This is a genomic window from Candidatus Methylomirabilota bacterium (assembly GCA_036005065.1).
Classification (GTDB): Bacteria; Methylomirabilota; Methylomirabilia; order Rokubacteriales; family DASRDR01; genus DASYQW01.
This window is the reverse complement of the sequence record DASYQW010000225.1, coordinates 1-11,580: the sequence shown is the minus strand read 5'-3', so window position 1 is coordinate 11,580 and position 11,580 is coordinate 1. Positions and strand designations below refer to the sequence as shown.

Genomic DNA, 11,580 nt, shown 5'->3' with positions numbered 1-11,580 from the left:
AGGAAGATGCCAACCGTGGAGACGAGGGATCCCCAGAACCCCGCGACCAGGTAGCCCACGAAGGTAGCCGTGATGACCACCGGACCCGGGCTGATCATGCCGATGGCGACGGCGACCAGGAACTGGCGCTCGTCGAGCCAGCCGGTCTGCTGGACCAACCCCTTCTCGAGAAACGGGACGATGACGAGGCCGCTCCCGAACGTGAGGGAGCCGGCCTTCAGGAAGAAGACCAGCAGCTTCCCCAGGATCGAGCCCCCCGCGCTGTTGGCAGCCTGGGCGCTGAGAGGCATGGCGGGAAGGAAGAACACGGCGGCGGCCGCCCGTCGCCGGACGAGTGACCCGTAATAGAGCAGGCCGAGGATCCCCGATGCGATGAACAGCAAGGCCACTTCAGCCTGGACGGCGACCGTGATGGCCAGGCATGCCCCGGCGATCACCCACTGGAGCCAGTCCTCCATGCCGAGCTTCGCGAGCCGGTAGCACGAGTGGAGGATCAAGGCGATCACGGCCGGGCTGACCCCGTAAAAGATCGCCGTCACCGGCGACAGGCCGCCAAAGTGGACGTACAGAGCCCCCAGCGCGGCCACGATGACGAAGTTCGGAAGGATGAAGGCCCAGCCGCCGGCCCACGCCCCCCAGAACCCTCCGCGCAGGTAGGAGATGTAGATGCCGACCTGGATGGCCAGGGGGCCAGGCAGCGACTGGCACACCGCGATCCCTTCGCGCATCTCCTCCTTCGTGAGCCACTTCCGCTCCTCGACCAGCTCCCGTTCCATCTGCCCGCAGAGCGCGACGGGCCCGCCGAAGCCGAGCGTGCCGAGGCGGAGATAGTAGGCAACGAGATCCCGGATCCGCACGCGACGGGCGACACCGTCCTCGGCCATGGGCTCCGCCCTCCTCACTTCCGGTCACCCAGCGCCGCGTAGAGGCCGTCGAAGAGGACCACGCCGTGGGTCAAGACCTCCTGGTCGTCCTTCAGTGTCGCCAGGAGACCGCGGATCGTCAGGTCGAGGCCGCGGGCCTCGTCCCGACTGAACTTCTGGTCACGCAGGTCGACCTCGTGGACGATCTCGGCGAGCTGCGCCAGCCGGCGGTCCCGCCGCCCGCTCCGCTTCAGGAGCGTCTCGAAGGTGCAGTCCTCCCCTTGATGGCCGAACTCCGCCCCGAGCGCGTCGAACGGGATGGCATCCTCGGGGAACTCCTCGGGGCGCGCGAAGACGAACTGGGCGTCGGGATCGATGAAGCGCTTGATCAACCAGGCCGACCCGATCCGGTCGACGTGCGGGCGGGGGCGGGTCACCCAGCGCCGGCCCCGGAGGGTCTCAAGCGGGGTCGCCGGCTGACTGGCCGCCGCCTTGGCCGCCCGGGGATGCCGCCGCATCTCGATCGTCTCGCGCAACCGCGTCACCTCCTGGGAGCCCGGCGCGTCGAAGAAGTCGATCTCCCGGATCCGCTCGAGATCGCGGGCGAGCCGGGCCAGCTCCTCCTCCCGCCGGGCGGCGGTCCGGCCCGTGGCGGCCCGGTCCAGGCCGCGGAGGATCTTCCGGTAGCGCTCGGCCAGCGCGCGGTAGTCCTGGTCGCGCGCCTGCTGGAACAGGCGCACGACCTCGGCCGGCTTCATGGTCTGGATCTGGTCGACCGTGAGCAACGTCGCCTCGCCCCCGTCCTTCTGCACCTCCTGCGCGAGCCACTGGAAGTGCTCCTGGTTCTCGGCGGTGAACGGGAGGAGATGGACCGCGTTCTTGAGTGGGACCGCCCCGATACCCCGGAGTCGCCGCCAGGCCTTGACCCGCACACTCGACGGGTGGACGGGAAAACCGAGGATCAGGACCAGCCAGGCCACGCCGATCGCCTCAGATGGCCCCGGGTCCAGGCTCGATGGTGAGGGCGAGTTCATTCTTGCAGTTGGGGCAGTGGACCACCCACTGGCCCCGGACGCGGCGAGCGGATGTGAGGGTCTGCTCCAGCCGACACCGGGGGCACTGGCCCTGCATCGTGACGATGCTCCAGGCCTCTCGGGCCCGGGAGGTCGCGAGGATCACCCCGAGCACGAACAGTCCGGGCACGAGCAGGAAGTGGGCCAGTGGGATAAAAACGGCCACGAGCGCGAGACCCCAGCACGCGCCCAGAACGACGAGCGCGCGCGCGGCGCGCCGACCCAGGCTGTGGCGGACGATGGTCGCCGTGGCGTGAGCCGCGGGAGCACCGAAGACCGTGAGGGAGACCGGGACCTCGAGGCCGCGCGTCGTCTCAGAACGCCCCGGCACCTCCCCAGGGCTGTCGCCGAGTTCGGGGCCCTTTCCTGGCTGGGCCATCCCGATGTCGCTCTCCTTCGAATGAGCTGTATCATACGTTACATGATCTCAGAAGTGTTTCGGTGTCAAGAGCCTCGTTTCGCGGCCGAGTCCAGCGAGACGGCGCAGCCTGCCCACTCGGGACGTTCCCGAGGGTCGCAGAGATCCGTAACAAGTAACAAGAGCGCCACCGTGATCTCGTTTCAACGGTCTCTGCTCGGCTGCACCGGTTCGAGAGCGATGGTGTAGCCGCTCAGTGACCGCACGCCCAGGACGGGCTGCACGCGCACGGCTCAGGTGCGCGGGGGGTAAACGCGGGGCGCGCCGCTCGCGTCAGTCGCAGCGCTTGAGGAAGATGTCCCAGAGCTTCGCCGGGCGGTTCGACTCGTTGCGGACATCGTGGGGGGTGAGGCCGGGCATCCAGTAGACTCCGCTGGGCTGGAGGCTCTGCCGTCCGGTCGGACTCTCCACCGTCAGCTGGCCCTCGATGACGATCCCGATCTCCGCCTCGATCCCCTGGTGACGGCCGGTGGCCCCGCCGGGCGCGAAGGTGAGGACGGTGATGCGGACCGACGCGTTCTCGAGGACCACCTGGCTCACGGGGAGCTGAGCCCGCCCCGTGGCCGGCCACAGGGCCCCGGCGAGGACCGCCACCACCACGAGCGCCTGCTTCATCTCGGTTCGCTCCTTTCGACGACTACCTGCTCTCGACGATGGGCTGGGCGATGATCCAGAGGCTCACGATCGTGTAGCTCACCATGAGGACCAGCATCGGCAGCTGGCTGCGGAGGGCGGCGCCTCGATCCCGGAACTCGCGGAGGGCGACGGCGTGGGCCACGTACACCGCGATGACGTGCCCGGCCACGATGGCGACGACGGCCGTGTACCAGACGGCGCGGGCGCCCACGATCCCGATGTCGGGCCGATAGCGGGAGGTGCCGAAGAGGTTCCAGCCGAGCCCCAGCGGATCGGAGACGAGCCGGATCAGGAGTTGGCCCTGGATCAAGAGGTACGTGAAGTAGTGCGCCAGGTGGTACGCGATCGCGATGGGCACCAGCGAGAGCACGAAGAGGCGGGCCACCGTCCCGGTGGGGAGCTCGTCGCCGGCGGCCCACGCCATCGAGCGGGCGAAGAGGAGGTAGACGAGCAGGAAGAGCAGCGGGAAGACCAGGAGCCCGAGGGTGCCGATGACCGTCAGCCGGGCGTCGCCGAGCGGCGCCAGCATCGTGTAGAGCCCGCGCTCCAGGCGGGCCCAGGCCGGCGTCGCGGTGAAGCCGTCGAAGGTGACCGTCGAGAGAAGAAGGAGGACGAACACGACCATCGACGGCGAGACGCCGCCCGTGTCGAGCAGCCCGGCGCCGAAGGGCCGCACGTTCCACTCCCGCCGGGAGGGCGGAGCCCGGTCGAAGCACTCGCCGCAGTCGAGGCAGGCGCCGGGCTGATCCCGGCAGGGCACCCCGCACCGGCGACAGGTGTCCCGGTCCGTGACGCGGATCTCGGTCGGAGCGAATCGGGCCAGGACCCCGAAGGCCACCGCGAACGGGTCGGCCTGCCGCAGCCACGCGGCGCGCCCGAAGAGGAACATGCCCGCCCAGGTGAGCAGGGAGTAGCCGACGATCAGGAGGCCGAGCTGGGCCGGGATGCTCCGCCCGGTGAAGACCAGCTCGAGCCACGCGAAGGTCGCGAAGAGGGCGACGGCCGGCCAGGCGCCCAGCCATGCCGGACAGCGGACGGCCACCCGACGAGGCCCGAGCAGCGCCTCGCCCCAGGCGAAGATCGCGGCCCAGGGATTCACCACCGCCCAGAGGTTCCCCACCAGGGCGGACAGGTAGGCGAAGCCCACCCACCACGCCACCCAGATGGCGGTGGGGGCGATGTTGCGCGTCGGGCTCTGGTCGCCGGCCAGGCTCGCGACCAGGATCAGGACGAGCGAGCCGACCGACACCACCCGGGCCGCGAGCCGGAGCCGGCGGTCGGCGAGCAGCCGGCCGAGGCGGAAGCGGAGCAGGTTCAGCCGCCAGTCACCCCGGCCGCCCGGCCTCGCCGTGACGAAGAGCCCGATGATCGCGAAGGACAGGGCGACCGCCGCGGCGGCCGCCGTCACCCAGAGCCACAGCGGGACCGGCAAGTCGTAACGCTGGCCGAAGCCGTGGGCCAGCGCGGGCCGGGCGGACGCCGCCACCGCCAGGATGGCGCCGCTCGCGCAGCGCGCGGGGAGCCGGGTCGGGACGCGGGGGCGGGACCGGGTCAGCGGGGATGCACCTCGAGATAGCCGACGGTGCGCTCCTCGCCGCGCGGGCCGTGGATCTCGATCGGAAAGCGGCCGGTGGCGCGGGCGGTGAAGCGCATGGACAGCGGCGTCCCGGGCGCGAGCTTCTCCTCGATGTCGTAGCCGTGCAGGTGCAGCGTGAGCGGGCGGTCGGTCGTCCACCGGAGCGTGACCTCGTCCCCCTGCTGGACCCGCACCACCCGCTGGTCCTCGGGAAGCCGGCCGTTCTTGATCGCGAGGTCGATGACGCGCGGCTCGGCCCTCACCCCGACGACGGCCGCCAGGGCGAGCAGCACGACGAGCAACGTCAGACGCGCATCCTCCCGCATCAGGTCGGCCTCCACGCTCCTGTGACTATTGCCCCCGGACCTTCTCGATCATCGCCGCCGCCTGGCTCAACGCGGCCGCCAGGGCGGTCAGGTCCTTCAGCGGCACGTACAGGGTGGTGGGCACCTCCCAGATCGCCCGTTGGATGAGCGTCGGCAGGTCCCCCGCCTGGACGTAGGCGACGGCTTCGCCGCGGACGCGCAGCACACCGATACGCAACGAGCCGCCGTGGAACTCGACGTCGGTGCTCTCGGCGCCCGGATTCGCCGGAAGCCCCGTGGCGAGCCTGACCATTTCGGCCACGGCCTGGGCGAGCGCCTGGACATCGGCGCCGTCCAGCAGGCCGATGCCGAGCCGGTACGACTCGCCCGGACTCGCGATCACCCAGAGGGTCACCCGCAGGGCCAGGGACTTCCAGTCGGCCCGGCCGAACTGCTGGGCCCGCAGCACCTCGATCCCGATCTCCCCCGGCCGCGACGCCGCCGCACCGGCCACCCGCAAGAACCCGGGCGGCGTCTGCAGCTTGACCGCCAGCGAGGCGATGGGATACGACTCCCTGATGCAAGGCGAGCAGGCCGACAGCACGAAGCGCTCGAACACGGTGGGCGGTCCGATGGCGGAATCCCCGTTGGCGCGGGCCGTGGCCGGCGCCGCCGCTGCCAGGGCGATGACCAGGAGAGCCTTCAGCGGCCGCATCACCCTCACCTCTCGCGCCCTCTCGCTCACCGGCGCATCTCCCGCCAGAGCATCACCGCGAGCCCCCCGGCGACCACGAAGGCGATCCCGCTCAGCCAGACGGGGACGATCATGCCGTCCAGGGTGACCTCCCATCGGAAGAGGAAGCGGAGCAGTTGCAACACGGCGATCAGCGCCAGCAGGGCCGCGGCCATCACGGTGAAGGGCTTCGCGTCCTGGCTCACGCCGGCCGCTCCGCCGGTCCCGGAGGGGGGACGATGGGGAGCAGGAGGTGGGCCAGTCGCCGGGGACCGCAGTGCAGGGTGACGTTCTTCCCGAAGACCGCGGGGGGCCGGTCTCGCGCGTCGGTGTGCAGGAAGGGGCCGCAGCCGGTGAAGCAGTCATCATCCATCGGGATGGGCACGTCCCAGTCGATGCGCATCCCGTCGCGGATCTCGCGCATGGCAATCAGCCGGCGTGGCAGCTCGAGTCGTTCTGACCGCACGCCGGGTGGCGTGGCGACGGCGGCACGTCGAGGGCGGGGTTGCGGTCGAAGAAGCCGACGGGCTTGAGCATGAAGCCGATGCAGGTCACGGGCATCACCGGCCAGTCCTCCGTCCGCACGACGTGATGGGCGCCGAACGTGTACCAGACCACCACGTCGGTGTTGTCCAGGGACGCGTCGTCCTGGACGTAACTGGGGAGGCCGGCCCCGCCCGGATGCTGGTTCGGGTACTCGCCGCCGGCGTAGCGCTCGCGCGGGTCGTAGCGGGTGACCCAGAGATGCTTGGTCATGAAGGCCGCCCGTCGGGTCACCGACGCGTCGCCCGCCGCGAAGGGCAGGACGTTCTCTCCGGGCATGAGCTTGTAACCGACCGGCTCGCCGAGGCGGTTCCGGACCGATGGGTTGACGATCGTCCAGAACCGGCCGGCCAGCGGATCGATGATGCGCTGGGCCTCGGACTCGCAGCGGAGCAGGGTGGCCTCGGTGTGGAAGGCGTTGCGGTGCGGATTCTCCGGGCCCGGAGGGTCGGCGACCGTGTTGACCTCGTAGACGGAGTTGTGGAGCCCGTCGACCATCATGTCGAGTCGCACGTTGAAGAAGTGCTGGTGGATGGGGGCGTAGACCTGAGGCGCCACCAGCTCTCCCCAGCGGGGCTTCTCCCCGGGCGGCACCGCCCCGTTGGAGGCGATGCCGGTCAGCTTCACCTCGAGCTGGATGGTGCCGTCCTGATAGAAGTACCAGTAGAAGCCGTACTCGTAGTTGCCGACGGTGGCGATGAACGACACCACCAGCCGGCGCGACCGGCGCACCTCGCTGTACCCCGTCCGCCAGTCGAAGTGCTTCCAGAGGATGCCGTAATCCTCCTCGTGCACGCACACGGCGTTCCGCACCGTCTGAGCACCGCCCCGGCTGTCGTTGACGACGGCGTCCAGGTAGCGGACCTCGCCCAGGCAGTCGCACCCGTTTTCCAGCGAGTTCGCCAGGTACCCGATCCCGTACTCCCCCACGTCGAAGGCGTTGCGGTGGAAGTAGGTGGGCCGCGGGTCCCCGTACGGGACGACCATGTCGACCACCGAGGCCCGGTAGAGGATCGGGCGCTCCCGCCCCTGGTCACGGTAGGTGACCGTGTGGAGCACCAGCCCCTCGCGAGGCGTGAACCCGAGGCGCAGGCGCCATTTCTGCCAGGCGAGCTCGTGGCCGTCGAGCCGGAAGCTCGGGCCTTCCGGCTGACGGATCTCGATCGGCTTGAGATCGGTCCGGGTCCCCGCGACGTCCGGCGAGTAGTTGGCATCCTCCGGCGGCAGGGGGACCACGCCATAGTCCTCGACCCCGAGCACGGTCATGTCGTTCAGATCGACGACCGCGATCAGGTTCGCCACCGGGCGGGCATAGCCGTTGTCATTCGGGCTGCGCCGAACCCAGGTGAGCGTGCGGGCGAGCCGCCGGCCCTCCTCACCCGCGAAGCCGAAGTGGCCGGCCGACCACGGGTCTACCATGGCCAGGCTGAAGTCCGTCACTCCGCGCTTCCGCATGGCCTCCTGCCAGCGCGGATCGGCGCGCACGGCCGCCTCGCACTCGAAGAACTCGTCGAGGACGATGGCCGGCTGGACGCCGGGAATGTGCTCCCAGGAGAGCACCTGCTTCTGGGAGAGGGAGACGACGGCCTCGAACGTCCTGGCCGCCGCGCTGTCGATGAGCACGACGAGCGCCGCCCGCTCCACCGCGTCGCCGGGCCGATGACGCAGCGCGGCCTCCTTGGGCGGCTCCTGGAGCGTGATGGAAACCACTCGGGTCCGCGCGCCCAGAGGCTCTCGCGTGCGGAGAATCTCCCAGGCGCGGCTGATCTCGTCAGCGGTGAGCGGGTCCAGCGGATGCGTGGCGAGCGTGCGCTCGGACGTGATGGGTGTCATCGCCTGTCTCCTTGCTGGTCGCCTGGCGTCTGAGGAGGGCCGACGCGAGACGGACCATTATATCCACACGCCGATCCTGCGCGACACACGCCGGCAGGCGAGCGATCACCCCGGGGCCGGGGGCCGGCTGGCGTCCGGCGCCGGACCATGACACCTTGTCCCCACCGACGATCCTGGTCTATCCTGGGCCTACCCGCGCGCGGCGGGCCAGGCCACCGGACGACCGCTCGGGCGACCCAGCGCGCTCGCGACCGAGAGGAGGCGCGACCATGACCACCGATCTCAAGCAGCAGAGCTCCCCTCAGCCCACGACCCGGAACATCCTCGCCTCGGGCGACCAGCGGGCGTTCATCCCGTACCCCGCGATCGGCGAGAACCTCGAGCACGTGCCGGTCCACGCGCGGCCGGACCTCCACTACTACATCGCGCGCATGGGCTTCCTGCCCTACACGATCACCCTCTACATGCACATCCCGTGGATCGCCGAGTACCTCTTCAAGCTGAATAACGCGGTGATGCGCGACGAGCGCAACTCGCTCCCCGAGCGCTTCAAGTACCGGCTGAGCATGATCGCCAGCCGCGACAACGAGTGCACCTACTGCACGGCTCACCACGCGGCCACGTTGAAGCGTCGCTGGGGCTACGGCGAGACGGACCTCCTCGACCTTCTGCATCTCGAGCCGACCGACGACCGGGAGCGGGTGGCCTTCGAATTCGTCCACCAGGCGAGCCTCGATCCCAAGGGCGTCACCGGCGACCTCCGCCGCCGGCTGGCGGCGGCCTTCACCCCGCAAGAGGTGATGGAGATCGTGCTGGTGGTCGGCTTCTGGAAGATGTACAACACCATGCACACCGCGATGGGCGTGCCGCTGGAGGACCCGGTGGCCGCCGAGGCGAAGTGGGTCGAGGTCGGCCCCCGCTGACGCCGGAAGGTCTCGCCCGGTGAACGAGAGGGCAACTCGATGAAGGATCTGGCCGGCTTCCTGAGCGCTCATCGGGAGCACTTCCTCTGTATCGGAAAACCGGTCCCGCTCGACGCCATCGGGGCCCTGACCGCCCAGGCCGGCCGCCCGATCGTCTTCGAGAACGTCGAAGGCCAGGACATGCCCGTGGTGGACCTCCTGTTCGTCCACCGGGCGGCCCAGGCCCGGGTGCTCGGCTGCGAGCCCGGCGACGTGGTGCGGGCGCTGTGTGAGGTGCGGAAACGCGGTCCGGCGCCGCTCCGGACGGTGGACGACGCCCCCTGCAAGGCGCGGAGGTACCTCGGTGAGGACGTGGACCTCGGGCGGCTCCCGATCGTCACCCACACCGCGCTCGACCCCTACCCCTACACCACGAGCTTCGTCGTCATGCGGGATCCGGAACGCGGCGCCTGGAACGCGATGTTCCCGCGATGCGGCGTCCTGGGGCCGCGGGAGATGGTCGCGTCGTTCGTGACTCCGACCGCCATCGGCATCCTGGCCAAGCACCGGGCGGCCGGTACCCGGATGCCGATGGCCATCGCGATCGGCACCCACCCGGCCTGGGAGCTGGCGGCCGCCTACAACTACGTGCACGAGGGGTGGTGGGAGCTCGAGCTCTACCAGGCGATAACCGGCGAGCCCGGGGAGCTGGTGCGGTGCGAGACGGTCGACCTCGCGGTGCCGGCGGACGCCAGCATCGTCGTCGAAGGCTTCGTCCATCCGACGCGGACCGCCCAGGACGGCCCCTCGCCCGGTCCGACCATGCTCTTCACGCCGTATGCGAGCCAGCAGCCCGTGTTCGAGGTCACCGCCATCACGATGCGGGAGAGCCCGATCTACCGGCACCACCTGATGACCCCCTTCACCGACCACCAGGAGCTGCCGCGGCTGTGGCAGGAAGCGCTCCTCTACGAGCGGCTCCGCGGCATGGGGGTCGCGGTGCGCGACCTCACCTATCCGCAAGGCGGCGGGGCGATGTGTCTCGTGCTGCAGGTCGAGCCGAGCATGGACGGGCAGGTGGCCGACGCGCTGCTGGTGGCGATGGGCACCTTCCTGAACAACAAGCTCGTCATCGCGGTGGACCCCGACGTCGACATCTACGACTATCGCGACGTGATGTACGCCCTGGCCACCCGGGTCGACCCCGCCCGGGACGTGATCACGGTGGGGAACACCCGCGGCTGGATCTTCGACCCGACCGCGCGGCCTTCGCCTGGGGCGATGCCGAACACCAGCCAGACGCGCTTCCCCTCGGTCGGGTCGCGCTGGGGCATCGATGCCACCAAGCCGGCGCCGTATCGCGCCGCCGAGCGGCGGGACTACGAGCGGGCCTGGCCGCTGCGGTGGGGCGAGGTCCGCCTCGAGGACTTCCTGACCTGAGCCGCGCCGCCCGGCTGGATCACTTCCGGAATCCGTACCGGAACTCGACCATGAGCACTCCGCTCGGAGACCGATACGGGCCGTGCGTCATGCCGGGAGGACGGCAGGCGTAGTAGCCGGCCCGGAACGTCTCGCCGAGGCGGAGGTCCGTCAGATCGCCGCGTACGATGTAGACCTCTTCCCAGAAATCGTGGACGAGCGTGCCCGCCGCCGAGGTGTCGGCGCCGGGATCGAGGCGCACCAGTCGCGTGTAGTCCCCCTTCTCGGGATCGCGCGACAGGATCTGCTGCCAGGCGCCGGGGATCTCGCCGAAGGCCGGCTCCCAGGGGTTCTCCCGCGGCTCGTGGAACTCGTACTCCGGCTTGGGCACGCTCCACCTCCCGTTCATCGGAGGGGGCCTCTACGGCCCCCTCCGAAACCTCCCCCGAGGAGGGTTGCGGCGGCACAGCCGCCGCTCGGAGCGCTCCTCGATGCACCACGCGCTCGGTGGTCGGTCCCGGGTTACGCCGACACACTCCTGGGGGTCGATCGCGGGCCGGCGCGCGCTCGCCAGCCCGCCGGCCGGGTCGGATAGTAGCATGAGTGCCGCGGCGCGCGCTCCGCCGCGGCGCCGCCTGCCCCCTCACGGCCGCTCGGCCGAGTCGGTCAGGTGCGCGAGGACCTCGCGCTGGTGCTCCAGGAACTCCACCCGCAGCGGATCCCGCATCCGCGGCAGGGTGACCTTCAACTCGGTCTTCACCGTCCCCGGATGCGGGGTGAGGACGACGATCCGGTCGGCCAGGTAGACCGCCTCGGCCACGTTGTGGGTGACGTAGACGACCGTCTTCCGCGTCGCCTGCCAGACCTCGACCAGGAGCCGCTGCATCTCCTCCCGCGTCATGGCATCCAGGGCGGCGAAGGGTTCGTCCATCAGCAGCACGGACGGGTTGTAGGCGAGGGCCCGGGCGATCGCCACCCGCTGCTGCATCCCGCCCGAGAGCTGGTGGGGATAGGCGCCGGCGAACGGCTCGAGCTTCACGAGCCGGAGATGGCGCCGGGCGATCTCGCGGCGCTCGGCGGCAGCGATGTTCCGCATCTCCAGGCCGAACTCGACGTTTCGCTGGGCGGTCCGCCACGGGAAGAGCTGGGCGAAGTCCTGGAAGACGATCCCCCGGTCGCCCCCCTTCCCGGTCACCGGCTGGCCCCCGACCAGGATCTCGCCCCGCGTCGGCGAGAGGAATCCGGCCAGGAGGTTCAGCAGCGTGGTCTTCCCACACCC

Annotated in this window: 14 protein-coding genes; 2 read left to right on the top strand and 12 right to left on the bottom strand. The window is 70.3% G+C overall.

Annotation, left to right across the window (positions count from 1 at the left end):
* From chrA to VGW35_16750, 10 genes are all read right to left on the bottom strand, one after another.
* Positions 1–884, bottom strand: an 884-nt coding sequence (gene chrA, locus VGW35_16795; protein ID HEV8309318.1) for a chromate efflux transporter, incomplete at its 3' end; no start/stop codon positions are given.
* Between the two features lie 14 nt (positions 885–898).
* Positions 899–1,843, bottom strand: coding sequence for a chromate resistance protein ChrB domain-containing protein (locus VGW35_16790; protein HEV8309317.1), 945 nt, complete (start codon positions 1,841–1,843; stop codon positions 899–901).
* Positions 1,844–1,853: 10 nt separating this feature from the next.
* Positions 1,854–2,315 carry a hypothetical protein gene (locus VGW35_16785; protein HEV8309316.1) on the bottom strand — a complete coding sequence of 154 codons (462 nt, stop codon included), beginning with the start codon at positions 2,313–2,315 and terminating at the stop codon, positions 1,854–1,856.
* Positions 2,316–2,627: 312 nt separating this feature from the next.
* Positions 2,628–2,969 (bottom strand): cupin domain-containing protein, encoded by a 342-nt coding sequence (locus VGW35_16780; protein HEV8309315.1) that lies wholly within the window; start codon positions 2,967–2,969, stop codon positions 2,628–2,630.
* A gap of 22 nt (positions 2,970–2,991) precedes the next feature.
* A complete protein-coding gene (locus VGW35_16775; GenBank protein ID HEV8309314.1) occupies positions 2,992–4,476 on the bottom strand; it encodes a hypothetical protein in 1,485 nt (494 codons plus the stop codon).
* Positions 4,477–4,541: 65 nt separating this feature from the next.
* A complete protein-coding gene (locus VGW35_16770) occupies positions 4,542–4,892 on the bottom strand; it encodes a hypothetical protein (GenBank protein ID HEV8309313.1) in 351 nt (116 codons plus the stop codon).
* Positions 4,893–4,917: 25 nt separating this feature from the next.
* The gene (locus VGW35_16765) at positions 4,918–5,586 is read right to left on the bottom strand and encodes a hypothetical protein (protein HEV8309312.1); all 669 of its coding nucleotides are present in this window, start codon (positions 5,584–5,586) and stop codon (positions 4,918–4,920) included.
* A gap of 26 nt (positions 5,587–5,612) precedes the next feature.
* Positions 5,613–5,810, bottom strand: coding sequence for a hypothetical protein (locus VGW35_16760; protein HEV8309311.1), 198 nt, complete (start codon positions 5,808–5,810; stop codon positions 5,613–5,615).
* Positions 5,807–6,028: a hypothetical protein gene (locus tag VGW35_16755; GenBank protein HEV8309310.1), complete on the bottom strand. Its 222-nt coding sequence runs from the start codon at positions 6,026–6,028 to the stop codon at positions 5,807–5,809. Before VGW35_16755 ends, VGW35_16760 begins: the two co-directional genes overlap by 4 nt.
* A gap of 5 nt (positions 6,029–6,033) precedes the next feature.
* Positions 6,034–7,980, bottom strand: coding sequence for a primary-amine oxidase (locus VGW35_16750; GenBank protein HEV8309309.1), 1,947 nt, complete (start codon positions 7,978–7,980; stop codon positions 6,034–6,036).
* A gap of 269 nt (positions 7,981–8,249) precedes the next feature.
* On the opposite strand from VGW35_16750, the gene VGW35_16745 reads away from it, so the two are divergent.
* On the top strand, positions 8,250–8,903 hold the full coding sequence (locus VGW35_16745) for a hypothetical protein (GenBank protein HEV8309308.1): 654 nt from the start codon (positions 8,250–8,252) through the stop codon (positions 8,901–8,903).
* A gap of 39 nt (positions 8,904–8,942) precedes the next feature.
* Positions 8,943–10,322, top strand: a complete 1,380-nt coding sequence (locus VGW35_16740; GenBank protein HEV8309307.1) for a UbiD family decarboxylase — start codon at positions 8,943–8,945, stop codon at positions 10,320–10,322.
* A 19-nt stretch (positions 10,323–10,341) separates the two neighbouring features.
* Here the strand turns inward: VGW35_16740 and VGW35_16735 are convergent, their stop codons facing one another.
* Entirely contained in the window at positions 10,342–10,692 is a 351-nt protein-coding gene (locus VGW35_16735) for a cupin domain-containing protein (GenBank protein ID HEV8309306.1), read from the bottom strand.
* 252 nt (positions 10,693–10,944) lie between these two features.
* Positions 10,945–11,580: ABC transporter ATP-binding protein (locus tag VGW35_16730; GenBank protein HEV8309305.1), on the bottom strand; the 636-nt coding region annotated here is incomplete at its 5' end.